Source organism: Acinetobacter sp. TYF_19 (assembly GCF_043105125.1).
Lineage (GTDB): Bacteria > Pseudomonadota > Gammaproteobacteria > Pseudomonadales > Moraxellaceae > Acinetobacter > Acinetobacter johnsonii.
The window spans coordinates 131739-147997 of the sequence record NZ_JBICLH010000048.1 but is presented as its reverse complement, the minus strand read 5'-3'; the positions used below and the strand labels follow the sequence as shown (position 1 = coordinate 147997).

At 44.1% G+C, this 16259-nt stretch carries 13 protein-coding genes; 8 read left to right on the top strand and 5 right to left on the bottom strand.

What is annotated here, in order from left to right; genetic code table 11:
- Positions 1-24: 24 nt before the first annotated feature.
- Together ACF8FD_RS06605 and ACF8FD_RS06600 are read right to left on the bottom strand one after the other, a co-directional pair.
- The gene (locus ACF8FD_RS06605; RefSeq protein WP_062032020.1) at positions 25-1740 is read right to left on the bottom strand and encodes a cation acetate symporter; all 1716 of its coding nucleotides are present in this window, start codon (positions 1738-1740) and stop codon (positions 25-27) included.
- The gene (locus ACF8FD_RS06600; protein ID WP_004691685.1) at positions 1740-2072 is read right to left on the bottom strand and encodes a DUF485 domain-containing protein; all 333 of its coding nucleotides are present in this window, start codon (positions 2070-2072) and stop codon (positions 1740-1742) included. Before ACF8FD_RS06600 ends, ACF8FD_RS06605 begins: the two co-directional genes overlap by 1 nt.
- 186 nt (positions 2073-2258) lie before the next feature.
- Between ACF8FD_RS06600 and ACF8FD_RS06595 the strand changes: the two genes are divergently transcribed.
- Both ACF8FD_RS06595 and ACF8FD_RS06590 read left to right on the top strand, forming a co-directional pair.
- Positions 2259-5756 carry a PAS-domain containing protein gene (locus ACF8FD_RS06595; RefSeq protein ID WP_392453279.1) on the top strand — a complete coding sequence of 1166 codons (3498 nt, stop codon included), beginning with the start codon at positions 2259-2261 and terminating at the stop codon, positions 5754-5756.
- A gap of 402 nt (positions 5757-6158) precedes the next feature.
- Positions 6159-6926, top strand: coding sequence for a hypothetical protein (locus tag ACF8FD_RS06590; RefSeq protein ID WP_279678623.1), 768 nt, complete (start codon positions 6159-6161; stop codon positions 6924-6926).
- Positions 6927-6985: 59 nt separating this feature from the next.
- Here the strand turns inward: ACF8FD_RS06590 and ACF8FD_RS06585 are convergent, their stop codons facing one another.
- Positions 6986-7636 carry a response regulator transcription factor gene (locus ACF8FD_RS06585; protein ID WP_004691689.1) on the bottom strand — a complete coding sequence of 217 codons (651 nt, stop codon included), beginning with the start codon at positions 7634-7636 and terminating at the stop codon, positions 6986-6988.
- A 377-nt stretch (positions 7637-8013) separates the two neighbouring features.
- Here ACF8FD_RS06585 and msuE point away from each other — a divergent pair, with 377 nt between their 5' ends.
- From msuE to ACF8FD_RS06560, 5 genes are all read left to right on the top strand, one after another.
- Entirely contained in the window at positions 8014-8742 is a 729-nt protein-coding gene (gene msuE / locus ACF8FD_RS06580; protein ID WP_183173485.1) for an FMN reductase, read from the top strand.
- Positions 8743-8768: 26 nt separating this feature from the next.
- Positions 8769-9875, top strand: coding sequence for a dimethylsulfone monooxygenase SfnG (gene sfnG / locus ACF8FD_RS06575; RefSeq protein ID WP_130235154.1), 1107 nt, complete (start codon positions 8769-8771; stop codon positions 9873-9875).
- Between the two features lie 127 nt (positions 9876-10002).
- Positions 10003-10413: a DoxX-like family protein gene (locus tag ACF8FD_RS06570; protein WP_058870487.1), complete on the top strand. Its 411-nt coding sequence runs from the start codon at positions 10003-10005 to the stop codon at positions 10411-10413.
- A complete protein-coding gene (locus ACF8FD_RS06565; RefSeq protein ID WP_058870488.1) occupies positions 10410-11243 on the top strand; it encodes an SDR family oxidoreductase in 834 nt (277 codons plus the stop codon). The genes ACF8FD_RS06570 and ACF8FD_RS06565 overlap by 4 nt, the downstream gene beginning before the upstream one ends.
- 61 nt (positions 11244-11304) lie before the next feature.
- Complete coding sequence (locus tag ACF8FD_RS06560; protein WP_234304355.1) at positions 11305-11919, top strand: riboflavin synthase subunit alpha; 615 nt, start codon at positions 11305-11307, stop codon at positions 11917-11919.
- 119 nt (positions 11920-12038) lie between these two features.
- On the opposite strand, the gene acs is transcribed toward ACF8FD_RS06560, so the two are convergent.
- Complete coding sequence (acs, locus tag ACF8FD_RS06555; protein WP_126034867.1) at positions 12039-13982, bottom strand: acetate--CoA ligase; 1944 nt, start codon at positions 13980-13982, stop codon at positions 12039-12041.
- 453 nt (positions 13983-14435) lie between these two features.
- Between acs and ACF8FD_RS06550 the strand changes: the two genes are divergently transcribed.
- Positions 14436-15407, top strand: coding sequence for a mechanosensitive ion channel family protein (locus ACF8FD_RS06550; RefSeq protein WP_234304354.1), 972 nt, complete (start codon positions 14436-14438; stop codon positions 15405-15407).
- Here ACF8FD_RS06550 and ACF8FD_RS06545 read toward each other — a convergent pair.
- A complete protein-coding gene (locus tag ACF8FD_RS06545) occupies positions 15393-16103 on the bottom strand; it encodes a 16S rRNA (uracil(1498)-N(3))-methyltransferase (protein ID WP_234304353.1) in 711 nt (236 codons plus the stop codon). The genes ACF8FD_RS06550 and ACF8FD_RS06545 overlap by 15 nt on opposite strands.
- Between the last annotated feature and the right edge of the window lie 156 nt (positions 16104-16259).

Below are 16259 nucleotides of genomic sequence, written 5' to 3'. Positions count from 1 at the left end.
GGCTTTTTTTAGTTCAGGTTCAGATTAGTGATCTGAAGCACCTGAGATACCAATACCTGTTTGTGAACGTACATACTGCGCATCAAATGCTTTACGTTCTGCTTGTGCACGTGCTGAGTTATCAGTCACAGAGAACAACCAGCAGCAGAAGAACGCCAATGGCATTGCAAAGATTGCTGGACCATTGAATGGATTCACTGGCGTTTCAGAAATGCCCAATGTATCGACCCAAACGGCTTTAGATAAGATAATTAGTGTTACTGCAGTCACTAGACCAATCACACCACCAATCACCGCACCACGTGTGGTTAAACCTTTCCAGAACATTGACAGTACAAGCACTGGGAAGTTGGCACATGCTGCTACAGAGAATGCTAAACCGACCATGAAGGCAACGTTTTGTTTCTCGAACAGAATCCCTAAAATCATTGCAAAAATAGCAAGACCTAAAGTCGCGATTTTAGACATACGAAGTTCAGATTCAGGAGTCGTTTGACCTTTCTTGAATACGTTTGCGTACAAGTCATGCGAGATTGCTGAAGCACCTGACAAGGTCAGACCTGCAACAACAGCAAGAATCGTTGCGAACGCTACTGCTGAAATGAAGCCCATGAACAAGTCACCGCCCAATGCATCAGACAAGTGAACCGCTGCCATGTTGTTACCACCAACAAGCTCTAGCTTGCCAGTTACTGCCATTTTCGCGACATCAAGGAACTGTGGATTGTTCGATACATAAAGGATCGCACCAAAACCAATGATGAAGGTTAGAAGGTAGAAGTAACCAATGAAACCTGTTGCAACAACCACTGATTTACGTGCTTCTTTAGCATCTTTAACGGTAAAGAAACGCATTAAGATGTGTGGTAAACCCGCTGTACCGAACATTAAAGCCAAACCTAAAGAAATGGCATCAATTGGGTTCGCTGCAAGTTTACCTGGGCCCATGATATTGCCCGCTTCTGCTAAAGAAATGTCATGTACTTTAGAGAAAACTTGAATTGACTGCGTGAACATTTCAGAGAAGCTGAAGCCCACGCCTTTCATCACCATGAAAGCCATGAATGTCGCGCCAGACAAAAGCATCACAGCTTTAATAATCTGTACCCAAGTTGTTGCCAACATTCCACCGAAGATCACGTAAGCCATCATCAGAAGACCAACAATTACTACAGCAATGTTGTAGTTCAAACCAAATAACAGTTTGATCAGCTGACCTGCACCCACCATCTGAGCGATCAGATAAAATGCAACGACAACCAATGAACTTACTGCTGCAAGCGTACGTACTGGTTTTTCTGCTAAACGGAATGACACTACGTCAGATAAGTTGAACTTACCTAAGTTACGTAGACGTTCAGCCACCAAGAACAATACGATTGGCCAACCGACCATGAAACCCAATGAATACAGCAAGCCGTCGAAGCCTGAACTGAAAACCATTGCGGAAATACCCAAGAATGACGCTGCGGACATATAGTCACCCGCAATCGCTAAACCATTTTGGAAACCTGAGATCCCGCCACCCGCTGTATAGAAGTCAGCAGTATTGGTGGTTTGTTTTGCTGCCCATTTGGTGATGAGCAAAGTAAATCCGACAAAGATACCGAACATGATAATGGCATGCCAGTTTGTCGCTTGCTGTTGAGCCTCACCCAAATCTGGGCCTGCAAGTGCTAGGCTCGAAGCCAACAGTGCTGTAGCAGCGACTGTAAGCGCTTTCAATGAATTCCATTTCATTAGTGCTGTCCTTTCTCTTGCGCAATGGCTTCAACTTCACGCATTGCTTCTTCATTTAATGCGTCGAGTTTGTTATTCGAGATATACGAATAAACACCACACAAAACAAAAGACAATACAATAATGCTTAGACCCAATGGCATGCCAATCGTGGTCACCCCACCACTGACTGAAGTCATTAAAAATTCTTTGTTGTAGCCGACCAACAACATGAAACCAACGTATACAACCAACATAATAGTTGTCAGTGTCCAGCTCAGTTTACTTTTACGACTAACCATTTCCTTGAATTTGGGATTTTGTAGAATCTGTTCTACTTGTCTCTCATCCATAACCATACTCCTGTCTGTATCCAACCGTAGATACAATTTTTTAATTCGAATTATTACATTTGCTAAAGTAGCAAGCTTCTGTATTGGTTGTAATTTAGACTTTGGTCTGTAAATTTTAAACAAGCTCAGCAGCAGCTATCCCAGATGCGCTATGATGGCCAAGATGAAGGAAAAACTTTAGGTAAAATGAACAGCTGGCTCATTATCGGGGTATTGGCCCTCTATATCGTCTTACTCTTTATCTGCGCCTTTTTTGGTGAGAAACACGCCAGCCGCCTGAGCACGCGTGGGCGCATGCTATTGTTTAGTTTAACTTTAGGGGTCTACTGTTCATCTTGGACCTTTTATGGCGCAACAGGTGCGGCAGTTCGTGAAGGCATTATCTTTCTGCCGATCTACCTTGGCCCACTACTTTTCGTCGCACTGGGCTATGACATTTGGCGTCGTTTAGGCCGCGTTCGTCAACACCATGCTATTTCATCAATTGCCGATTTCGTCGCTGCACGCTATGGTAAAAGTGGACCTTTGGCCTCAATGGTGACCATCCTCGCCGTCATTGCGATTATCCCTTACCTTGCCCTACAGCTACGTGCCATTGCACTCAGTGCCTCGGTGATTTTAGAACCTACCGCAGGCAGCATCGCCTCGACCACCAACGGTGTGCTATTCCTCACTGGTATTTTGGCCATTTTAGCCATGATTTTCGGGACCAGACAGATTGCCAATACAGAACAACATGGCGGTCTGATGTTGGCGGTTGCCTTCGAGTCTTTTGTCAAACTGTTCGCTTTGCTGTGTGTCGCGCTCTTTTTCGTGTTTGCTGCACCTGAAAACATTTATCAAATCTCCAAAGATGTCGCAGAGACTTTCCATCAAGTACAACTCATTGGTGTACCCGATACATTTTGGATTCAAACCTTGTTGGCTGGACTCGCAATCATTTGCTTACCGCGACAGTTCCACGTCGCTGTGGTCGAATTACGTGATGAAAAACATATTCGTGGGGCACGGCGCTGGTTCGCAGTTTATTTAGTTTTAACTATCATTGCTATTATCCCGATTGCCAGTTGGGCACTGCATGCAACGCCAGGTTACTTAGCGATCCCCGATGTCGCGGTTTTGTCTTTACCCTTAAGTTATGGCCAAGACTGGTTAACCCTATTGGCCTTTTTAGGTGGCTTTTCTGCCTCTACAGGTATGCTGTTGGTGTCTTCAGTGGCCCTGTCGATCATGCTCAGTAATGACTTGATCATGCCTGCCTTATGGCGTACCAATTTACTGTCCCGCCACGATAAGCGCTTACCCTTGGTACTTAAATTTACCCGTCGGGTCTGTATTTTAGCCGTCATGTTATTGGGCTTTTTGTTCTTCCATTTCTTTAATGACATCGACCAACTTTCAGTCTTTGGCTTATTGGCCTTTAGTGCGGTGGCTCAGTTCTCACCTGCCCTCATAGGTGGTCTGTACTGGCGTGGCGGCAGTAAACAAGGCGTCTATGCAGGTTTATTGGCCGGTTTTGGTATGTGGGCCTACACCCTGTTATTACCCACTGTACTTCGCAGTTTGCCTGCTGAATATTCACACTTTACCGAAAGCTTTCTTAATTTCGGTCCAATGGGCATTAACTGGTTACGCCCTGAAGCCCTGCTCGGTTTTGAATCCTTTGCCGCACTTACTCATGGGGTGGTGTGGGCACTGGGTCTGAATATTATTTTATACATTTGGATTTCCCGAATTTTCCGCCCCAGCGTGGCCGAACAAATTCAAGCAGAAAGCTTTTTCTATTATGAAACCAAGCCACTGCCAACACAGAGCACGTCTACAGACATCAACTACATTCATCACGATGTTGCACGTTTAAAAGTCGGTGATTTAATCACCTTAGCCAAACGGATTACAGGCGATGGCGCAACCATGCGCGCTTTCCAACAGTTCTGTGCCCAAAACAATGTGGTGCTGAATGAAAATAGCAATGCCAACGGCATGTGGTGGCGTTTTACCGAACAATATTTAGCAGGGACCATTGGCGCTGCATCGGCGCGTACCCTGCTCACCACCGCAATGGTCAACAATGGCCTCGCTTTGGGGCAAGTAGCAAACATTCTAGACCAAGCCTCACAGTGGCAACGTTTTAATCAAAACCTGATCATGACCATGATTGACCACATGACCCAAGGGGTGAGTGTGGTCGATGAAAATATGTGTTTGGTGGCATGGAATAACCAATATTTAAAACTGTTTGATTATCCAAAAGATATTGTCTATGTCGGTTGTCCGATTTCTGATTTGATTCGGTATAACGCAGAGCGCGGCGAATGTGGCCCGGGTTCGGTCGAAGAACATGTACGGAAACGGATGCACTGGATGCAAGTCGGTAGCGCACATGAATTTGAACGGATTCGTAAAGATGGTCGTGTCATTCAAATGCGTGGTAACCCAATTGAAGGTGGTGGCTTTGTCACCACCTTTGCCGACATTACCGCCTTCCGTGAAAATGAAGCCATGCTGGAGGCACGTGTCCAAGACCGAACTCAACAGTTAGCAGATGCATTATCTGAGCAACAACTGGCACGTGAACAAGCCGACAAAGCCAATATGTCGAAAAGCCGCTTTATTGCCGCGGCCAGTCATGACTTATTGCAACCAATGCATGCCGCGCGTCTGTTCAGTACGGCTTTAGAACAAAGCGTACAAAGTGAAGAAGACCGTAAAACCCTACAACAGCTTGATCGTGCCTTACACGGTGCAGAAAGTATGTTGTCTGCCCTACTGGATATTGCCCGTCTTGAAGGTGGCACCATTCAACCCAACCGCCAGGCTTATCCGCTGCATGATTTACTCAGCGACCTTGAATTACAGTTTAAATCCATTGCCGCACAGCGCGGTATTCGTTTTAGCGTACATGATGCTCAGTTCTGGATTGATACTGACCCACAGTGGATTCGCCGTATTATTCAAAACTTTGTCAGTAATGCCCTACGCTATACCGCCAAAGGCAAAGTGGTGGTGGGTGTACTCCGCTCCACGGACAAACCACGCCATATTCGAATTGGAGTTTGGGATACAGGACCCGGGATTGCAGAAGAACAACGAATCAAACTATTCCAAGAGTTTGAGCGCTGTGGCCATACCTCACCGTGGGGTGAGCAAGGGCTTGGCTTGGGTTTGGCCATCGTACAACGGATGACCAGCCTGCTCGACTACCCAGTGCATGTCTATTCAGAGTATGGCAAAGGGTCATGCTTTATGATTGAAGTACCAATCATTGACCCACCAAAAGTCGTAGCAGCGCCTGTACAAGCGGTACCACTCAAAACCAAAGCCTATAAGATTTTGTGCTTGGACAATGACGAAACCATTTTAGAAGGGATGTCGACTTTACTGACCAAATGGGGCTATCAAGTGTTTAAGGCAACCGAGCCTGAACAGGCTTTTGAGATGATTCAGCAAGAAAACATTCAGGTCTGGTTGGTCGATCAACACTTAAACCATGACAAAATTGGTTTGGACTTTATTTTGGCCAATCGCCAAGAAAATGTCCCTGTCGCTTTGATTACCGCAGACTCAGATCCTGAACTGCCACAACGGGTCAAAGATATGAATATCGTGCTGTTGAAAAAGCCGTTAAAACCTGCTTCTTTACGAGCATGGTTATCGGGTTTAAAAATTTCAAATCCTGAATAAATTCACTACATTTACTCACAAAACCCAAGTCACTTGACTTGGGTTTTGTCTTTTTTAGGCTCTGTATACATGGCAAACTGACTAAAGTTTTAACGATTTCGACCAAAGTGCTCATTTTCAGCACGTTGAAGCCCCACAGTATTGACTAAAAATTACACATCTATTTTTACTATGGCAAAATACACCACTTACATTAGTGAACACTTGTATACTTAGTTACAATTTTTCAAGTATTTGTTTTCTTTAAACTAAATATGCATAAAAACACAAACTACGACTTTAGTCGTATTCATCTCCACAGGGGATTGGCAGATAACTAGGACTAAGAAAAGATCAGTTTTTCTACCTATATACCTCTTCCTTCGCTGAAGAAACTGATCATCCTTCTCTTGGAGTTTTATGATGAACATTTCTAAAGCAATGCCACATGGCTCAGATCAATCACAACAATTTTTGCGCCAGTATAGTGCCAATGCCTTTTTACCCAGTATTGACTGGGTCGAACTCTTTAAACAAAGTAGACTCAACGAGACTCATGTTCAGGCCTTAGATACGCTGTATCACACCGCTATTCCCCTCGCATTACAAGTGTTTGAACAACTCGACTTTGATGTGTTTCGCCCCGCGGCTTACCAACCGCAAGGTTTAGGTCTATTTGAAAAACTTCAGCAACAAGAAGACCCGTTCTTGCTGGCATTGGAAGCCGAATCCAACGGACTCAGTGAAGATGTGCGCCATCAAATTTGGAGCATGCTCCTTCGCGGCGGTGCAGTTTTGGTGTTTAAAGCATGGCTCGGTAAAGTCAAAACCGATCAGGATCAACTCGACACCACCCAGTTTGACCAATTGTCGGATCTGCTCTTTATTAAAACACCACCGCAAGTCTTGGCGGATCGCTTAAGTATTGATGCGCAAGGAACACAAGACCATATTTTCCTCATGTATGACAACGAAATCTACTTAGACCGTTTCAACAGCTTGGAAACGGCGGCTTTATTTGTCGATCTTGGCGTGTATGACGCAGCCTTTTTAAGTCTGCGCGATGACCGCGTTGCCGCTTATTTGAAACAACAGGGCTATGTTTCTGAAGAGCAAATTGATGACTTACAATGTGCTTTAAATCCTTTATTTTGTACCGATGTCACCAGCAAACAAAACTGCTTGGCTTAAACTTAAGACCGAAAAAAAGCGCTGATGATTCAGCGCTTTTTTTAATTCAATAGATCAGCTTACATTCGTTTTTCTTCAATATTTAAAGCATTGATCGCAAGGACCGCTTGAGTTCGGTTCTGTACTCCAAGCTTACGGAAAATCGCAGTCACGTGCGCTTTAATCGTCGCTTCTGAAACATCAAGTTCATAAGCAATCTGCTTATTCAGCAAACCTTCTGCCACCATCATCAAAACACGGAACTGCTGCGGTGTTAAGGATTGAATTCGCTCAGCCAGTGCAGTTTCATCGGCAGCACGTGGATCAAAGTTCATGTTAGCGGGTAAATTTGGCGGCAACCAAATTTCACCATCTAAGACTTCGCGAATTGCTTCACCAATATGACTTGGATGTGCCGACTTTGGAATATACCCCATCGCTCCATGTGCAATTGAACGCTGAATGATCGACGTCTCTTCATGCGCTGAAACGACAATGATCGGTAATGATGGATACTGGGCACGAACGTGTACCAATGCAGAAAAACCTGAAGCACCTGGTAAGTTTAAGTCCAATAGCACCAAATCAGGTTCAGGACCTTTTTCAAGGCGTTCATAAAACTCGTTTACTGCGGCTGTTTCATGAATTTGAGCTTGCGGTAAGCTATAACGAACAGCTTGGATTAACGCATGGCGAAACAGCGGATGGTCATCAACGATTAATATATTCATAAGCAACGAGAGATTTCGAGTGCACTAGTCTTGACTATTCTAACCATACAAGTGCCGATAAGGATATGCAAAGTCTAACTTTTTTTCACTTTATCACGCTTTAGGCAGGAAAATAGCCTCAATTCCAAGTCGATATTGAAATATAAATAACTAATCACATTTTGATATAAAATTTATCAGCACATCGAAAAAGGTTATTTATTTTAAATATATATAAAAAATACAACCATTTAATAAAAATTTTAGCAGCCTTTTTCAAGCTCAACAGATATATCTTAAAATCAGATAACTTAACGCTATTTCTTTATTTTACAGCCTTCGTTCAGATATTAGATAAATAAGCCCATTCCGAGATACAACACTTTAGGGCTGTCCTTATGTCTACTTTACTGCAAAAACCACTCAATATTGTCGCTGTGTCAGGCGGTTTAAATACCCCGTCTAAAACTGAGGCGCTAGTACAAGAAATATTAAATGAACTGGGGGAAGCAACCCCAATCCATGTACATTTCATTAAATTCAGCGAAATTGGACATCTACTCGGTGGTGCGATTTACCGCAACCAACTGCCACAACGTGTGCAAGATGACTTAGCCGCGGTCGAAGCTGCCGATGCTTTAATTGTTGGAACGCCAGTTTACCGTGCTTCATTTACCGGTTTATTCAAACACTTTTTCGACTTTGTTGAGCAAACGGCGCTGGTCGATGTACCCGTACTACTTGCAGCCTCAGGCGGCAGTGAGCGTCATGCACTGGTATTGGAACACCAACTTCGCCCACTATTTAGTTTCTTCCAAGCGCAAACTTTACCGATTGGGGTCTATGCCACAGACAAAGACTTTACCCCAGCATATACCATCCACAGTGAATTATTACGAGATCGCATTACTCTTGCTGTGGCCCGTGCTTTACCCATCCTAGAATGGGCACCTGCCAAAGGTCAGCGTGCAGAAGTGGTCAAAGAAAAGACCCAACTTGCCAATCAGAACTTGGGTATCAACACGCAAATTGAACAAGACGATGTACTGCCTTCAGCGGCAGTTCCAAATTTAGATGCAGCCGAGTCTCGCTTGCATCAGAAAAAAGCCAAACCACAAGTCGCTTAACGCAAAAGCATTGAGAGGGTTTTCACATGTCACAACAGAATAAAAATATTACGTTTGCTTATTGGGTTCCCAATGTCAGCGGTGGCTTAGTGGTGAGTAATATTGAGCAGCGCACAGACTGGAGTTATGACTATAACGTCCGTTTAGCACAGGCTGCGGAAAAAAATGGCTTTGACTATGCCCTAACTCAGATTCGTTTTACTGCGGGTTATAATGCAGAAAACCAACATGAGTCGGTCAGTTTTAGTCACGGTATCTTAGCCAAAACCAGCAAACTCAAAGTCATTGCCGCTATTTTACCTGGCCCGTGGAAACCCGTGCTTGCCGCAAAGCAGCTTGCAACCATCGACCACTTAACCCAAGGACGTATTGCGATTAATGTGGTTAGTGGTTGGTTTCGCGGCGAATTTGATGCCATTGGTGAAGCATGGCCTGAACATGACCAACGCTATGCTCGCTCGGAAGAGTTTATTCGTGCATTAAAAGGCGTTTGGACCCAAGACAACTATAGTTTCGATGGAAAGTACTATCAGTTCAAAGACTACACCTTGTCACCCAAACCTGTGCAAAAGCCGCATATTGAAATTTTCCAAGGCGGCAGCTCTCGTGCTGCACGGGATATGGCTGCACGAGTTTCAGACTGGTATTTTACCAATGGCAATACCCCTGAGGAGCTCAAAAAACAGATTGATGATATTCGTGCAAAAGCCCAACAGAATGGCCATCAGGTCAAAATTGGGGTCAATGCTTTCATCATTGCCCGAGATACAGAGGAAGAAGCGAAAACGGTTCTGCAAGAAATTATTGATAAAGCCAATATTCAAGCGGTACATGCCTTTGGCGATGCCACCCGTGAAGCGGGTGCTGCCACACTGGAAGGTGAAGGCAACTGGGCCAAATCGACCTTTGAAGATTTAGTTCAATACAATGATGGCTTTAAAACCAATTTGATTGGTACACCACGCCAAATTGCCGAACGTATTGTGGAATTAAAAACCGTTGGTGTGGATTTAATCCTTTCAGGTTTTTTACATTTTATCGAAGAGGTTGAATACTTCGGTGCCAAAGTGTTGCCATTGGTTCGTGAGTTGGAAGCTCAGCAGCAATCCGTTGAGACTGCCAAATCTGCTTAGCTCGGTAAGCAGCAGACACGAACTAAAAAATAATAATCATAGGTGACTCTATTCTTCCCTCAAGGCTCGGCTTGAGGGTTTTTTTATTGGTGTATAATCCTCACAAAGTAAAAAATAACCACTTTATATGAACAACAGCCAACCCTCTAAATTCATTAATCTCTCTTTGGCCTTTTTATGGGGCTATCAAGGTCTAATTCCTAAAATCCTCTTTATCAATCCCGATGAGATTACCATTTGGCAAACTTTTGGACTTTCCTATGCACAGGCCCAACTGGCAGGTCAGGGCTCAGGTGTGCTTGAGTGTGTTTTTGCTTTATTGTTCCTATTTAGCTCCAGTAAATATCTGCATTACCTCAGTATCTTTAGCTTAGTGTTTTTATTCACACTGGTCGCTTTTCTAATACCAGACAGTCTCATTCGTGCTTTTAATCCTGTGGTCATGAACCTTGCAATGATCAGTCTATCCATTTGTTATTGCATGCTTCACAACCAAGAAGCGACGTCCTTTAGTTCACAAAGTAAAGGATCCATATGAATTCAAAATCAGGTTGCATCGTCATTACAGGCAGTTCTAAAGGTATCGGCTTGGGTTTAGCTCAAGCCTTCTTGGAACAACAACAAGCTGTCGTGATTTCTGGGCGAAACAGCACAGATTTGCACAGCGCCCTGCAACAGCTACGGCATCGCTTTCCCGCTGCGCTGATTCATGCTGTCACTTGTGATGTCACGCAAATCCATGAAGTACAAACGCTTTGGGATGAAGCCATTCAACAATTTGGTGCTGTTCAGATTTGGATTAATAATGCAGGCAGTTGTACAGCGACACTAGACTTTAAAGATCTCACAGCAGCAGACATACAAACTGTAGTTCAAACCAATATTCTAGGCAGTATGTTCGGCTCACAAGTGGCCTTAAATGGCATGCTAGCACAAGGCTATGGTCAAATTTTCAATATGGAAGGTTGGGGTACTCGAGGCGAATGGAGTGCAGGCATGACCGCCTATGCCACCACCAAACGTGCCGTAGGTTACTTTAGTCTAGCCCTGTTTAAAGAAACCAAACAGACCCACATTCAAGTCGGCACACTCAGCCCTGGAATGGTGGCAACCGACCTACTGGTATCCTCTTGGCAAAATGGCAATATTCAGCACTGGAACAAAATGAAACGGCTTTTTTTGTTTATTATCGATCCTCCCGAAGTGGTCTGTCGCTATTTGGCTCAACGTATTTTAGAGAATAAGCGTCGCCATACCCGAATCGTATGGATGACGCCCTTACGTCTGTTGCTCCGATTTTTGCGACCCTATTATTGGCGTCGAAATCCAATCAAAGGTACAGCTTTAGCACATCTCAACTCAAAATAATGCCACATCGAGTGATAGATCATTTACATTAAACATCCCCCCCGAATTAGGAAGACTTCTAATGTACACAGGTATCGTACAAGGCTTAGAGAAAATTCTAGATGTCCGTCAAGGCGACGGTTTTAGCACCCTTGTGGTTTCAAATACACACAACTTTTTTCACGATGTCTTCATCGGTGCAAGTGTAGCCATCAATGGCACCTGCTTAACTGCAACGCGCATCGATCTGACCGCCAATCAAGTCCATTTTGATGTCTCAGATTTGACTCGACGCCTGACCACTTTAGGCACTTTACAGGCAGGTGATGAGGTGAATATAGAACGTTCAGCCAAAATTGGAATGGAAAATGGGGGGCATAACTTGTATGGACATATCGAAGGAACGGCTACAGTAAAGCAACTGAGCCGTCACGGCGAGACTCTGCATGTGGATCTTCAGATTCCAGAAGGCAATATCAAATACTTTTTCTTAAAAGGCTTTATTGGTCTAAATGGTTGTAGCCTCACCGTCAACCGTGTTGATCGTAACAGCCATGAAATTTCAGTTGATTTGATTCCTGAAACCTTGCGTCTAACCACGTGGGCATCGGTACAAGTCGGTGATGCGGTCAATTATGAAATTGATCAGATGACACGGACGATGGTGGATACCTTAGAAAGCATCCATCAGCGTTAGAACTATTTAATTTCTAAACGTCTCGTACTTACAAATTTGTATACAGCAACCCGACGTATTCCATCAATATGTCAAAATAAAAATACCGTCTGCTTAAGACGGTATTTTTTAGGTTGATTTTATCCGTTTGGATATACTTCTTTAATCAACACTTCGACCACTTGCGGTTCAGCCAGCGTCGATGTATCGCCCAAACTATCTAACTCGTTCGCCGCAATTTTTCTTAAAATACGGCGCATAATTTTACCTGAACGTGTTTTCGGTAAAGATGGTGCCCAATGTAAGGCATCTGGTGTCGCCACAGGACCGAGTACCTTTCTTACCCACTGAATCAGCTCTGCACGGAGTTCTTCCGTTTGCGCTGTGCCCGCTTGTAAAGTAACAAAAGAACAAATTCCCTGCCCTTTGATTTCATGTGGCATTCCTACTACTGCAGCCTCAGCAACCGCCTCATGTGCCACCAAAGCACTTTCCACTTCAGCCGTGCCTAAGCGGTGCCCTGACACATTCAGTACATCATCCACCCGACCTGTGATCCAGTAATAACCATCTTTATCACGGCGTGCACCATCGCCCGTGAAATACGTTCCCGGATAAGTTGCAAAGTACGCTTCGATAAACCGCTCAGGATCCCCCCAAATGGTTCGCATTTGTCCCGGCCATGAATCCTTAATCACCAGATTGCCTTCAGCCTCTCCTTCCAACTCATTGCCTTCAGCATCGACCAAAGCGGGTTGAATCCCAAATAAAGGACGCGTTGCAGATCCGGGTTTAAGTGGTGTCGCACCCGGAAGTGGAGAAATCAAAATCCCGCCTGTTTCGGTTTGCCACCAAGTATCCACCACTGGGCAACGGCTTTCTCCCACCACCGTGTAGTACCAATTCCATGCTTCAGGGTTGATCGGCTCTCCGACGGAACCAATTAAACGTAAACTGCTACGGTCACTCTCACGGACAAAGGCATCCCCTTCACGCATCATGGCGCGGATCGCTGTCGGTGCCGTGTATAAAATCGTCACATTGTGTTTATCGACAATATGTCCTGTACGTGCCCAACTTGGATACTGAGGAATCCCCTCAAACATCACCGTTGTCGTTCCATTCGACAAGGGTCCATACAACACATAAGAGTGTCCCGTAATCCAGCCCACATCGGCGGTACACCAAAACACATCATCTTGTTTTAAGTCGAATACTTCACGGAAGGTACTATTCACATAAGTTAAATAGCCCCCTGTGGTATGCAGCACGCCTTTGGGCTTACCCGTTGAACCTGAGGTATATAAAATAAATAGGGGATCTTCGGCATTCATCGGTTCAGGTGGACAAATCTCGTTGACCGTCATGATTTCCATGTGATACCACAAGTCACGCCCTTCTTTCAGCGTGATTGGATTGCCTGTCCGGTGTACCACAATCACGTTTTGTACCGAGTCTGTCCCAGGTAGATTCAATGCTGCGTCTACATTTTCTTTCAGCGGAATCGGTTTCCCCCCGCGCATTCCAGAGTCTGCGGTAATCACAATTTTGGCTTGACTGTCATCAATCCGGCTTGCTAATGAATCAGGCGAGAAACCACCAAACACCACACAATGCACGGCACCGATTCGGGCACAGGCCAACATCGAAATGGCTGCTTCTGAAATCATTGGCATATACAGCACCACACGATCACCCTTCACCACACCATGCTTTTTCAGGACATTGGCAAAACGACATACTTCGTCATACAGTTCAGCAAAGGAAATGATTTTATGGCGTGAGGGATGGTCACCTTCCCAAATAATGGCAGGTTTATACGGATGCTCTTTTAAGTGGCGATCAAGGCAGTTAGCACTTAAATTTAACTGCCCATCGGCAAACCATTCAATTTTAAAATTATCTTTGTCATAACTGGTATTTTTAACTTGGCTAAAAGGCTTGATCCAATCGAGCTTCAAAGCTTGTTCAGCCCAATATTCATCAGGTTGTTCGATCGATTTTTGATAACGTTCAAAATATTCTTGTTCATTGGTGCGCGCAGTTTTTTCAAATTCAGCAGGTACAGGATAGACTTCTTTCATATCATACTTCCTTATATTCTGACTCTCATCGCGAGAGTTCATGCCACAGTTATTGGTTTATTATTGGACTGCATAACCACAGTATGACGATTGTTTTTTAAACAGATCAACACGGCTTTGGTCGTATATTATTTCTACAATTTAAAACACATTTTATAGTGATCTTTCAATAATATCCTGTGTTTAATCCGTAACATGAACAAAGCTGAACTCAGCAAAGTCGCTCCAGCTAGGCTTTTTAAAGCATATTGTTACACTTCAGGCTATGCTATTTCATACATAGAAGCATGGCTCAGCGCCTTCATTCCAAAACTCAAGCATTTAAAAAACACAGCGATAGATTTTTATCCGTCTATCAATCACCCAGAATGCGATAATTTCATACGCTTTTCTCTATTAAATACACACAATTTTCAGGCAAAATATGCCAAATTTTCAGCGATTGGAGCACCAGTGTCAGAACAAACCAATACCTTGAGCGAGGTTGCTCAAGGTACGTCAGAGATGCTACATGACGCGACAGCGAAAACCACGCAAAGTGTAATTGCACATACGGCAAAATATAATGACGCCTATTCCACCATCGACAAATTTGTCGATAGTTTTTGGGAGCGTATGCCTTATTTTTGTATTGCGCTGATTACCTTCATCATTTTTTATTTTCTCTCCAAACTGTTTAAACTTTTTGTTCGTAAAGCACTGTCTGATCGATCTTATACCAAGCAAAACCTTGTCCTTGTCCTGAACCGTGTCGGGAGTTCGGCCATCGTCTTTATTGGCTTCCTGATTGCCATGGTGATTGCGATTCCAGGTTTCACACCCGGACAACTGATGAGTGCTTTGGGGATTGGCTCGGTTGCGATTGGTTTTGCATTTAAAGACATCTTCCAAAACCTACTTTCAGGAATCCTGATTTTGCTGGGTGAACCATTTAAGATTGGCGATGACATTATTGTCTCGGGTATGGAAGGCAACGTTGAAGATATTCAAATTCGTGCCACTTACTTACGTGCGCCAGATGGTCGCCGTATCGTGATTCCCAATGCGACTGTGTATACCAGTGCGGTCACAGTTAATACCGCCTATCCACGTCGTCGCTGTGAATTCTTGGTTGGTATTGGTTATGAAGATGACATCAAAAAAGCCAAAGATATTATTTTAGGCATTTTAGACCGAGATACGACCATTTTAAGTCAGCCGGGTTTTAGTGTGAACGTCGCTGCACTTGCAGATTTTTCGGTGAATCTCAAAGTCCAATGGTGGGTCAACACCACAGAAACTACGGTATCTGGCTCGATCAGTTCGGTACAAGAATATGTGGTTCAGGCCTTTGCTGAACAAGGAATTTCTATTCCATACCCAGTCCAAGAGGTTCGCGTCGCAAAAAATGAAAGCTACCCGACAGAAGCCTCAGCCGCTAAATAAGCGTCCTAAAACATAAGGGATCACGGTTTCAGTACGAATAATACGGCTGCCTAAGCTCATCGCTTGGCAGCCGTTTTTTACAAGCAGATCAATTTCATAGGGAATAAATCCTCCTTCCGGCCCGATCACAATCGTACAGGAATGTTGAATCGCAAAAGGCATTTTGGCATCGCTATAGGGATGTGCCACATAGGCAGGACAATTAGCTGAAATCAGGCTAGGTAAAATGTCTTCCACAAAAGGCTTAAAGCGTTTATAAATTTCAACTTTCGGTGCAATCGTATCGCATGCCTGCTCTAACCCCAAAGTCACATATTGATCCAACTGTTGTAAAAATGGGGTTTGCCAATAACTTTTATCGACCCGATAGCTGTGCAGCAAAATGATTTTTTCAACCCCTAAAGTCACCGCGTCCATGACCAAACGACGCAGAACTTTAGGGCGTGGCATCGCGACAATTAAAGTCACGGGCAGTTTGGCTGGTACAGGTTCTTCATATAAGGGTTTTAAGCGCACAGCTGTTTCAGAAACATCAACCACTTGCGTAAGATGACGCTTTCCGTTTTGTATCCCGACTTTTAACGTATCACCGGCTTTCAGCTCTAAATGACGATGTAAATGTTCAAGCTGACGCTTAGCACTAATAGACCAAACTTCAGATTCAGTTTGGCGCGGATCTAAGAGAACGATATTCATAATAAATAGAAAAAATCCAAACAGTGAAGGCCTCATCAGCACATGTCATCGTGAAAGGCGACAAGGATGTCGCCCGCTGTGCTGAGGTACAGGATGTACCTTCAGCACAGCAAAAGATTTTTGCTACTTTTCATCTTTGAAAAGTAGGAGCCACTT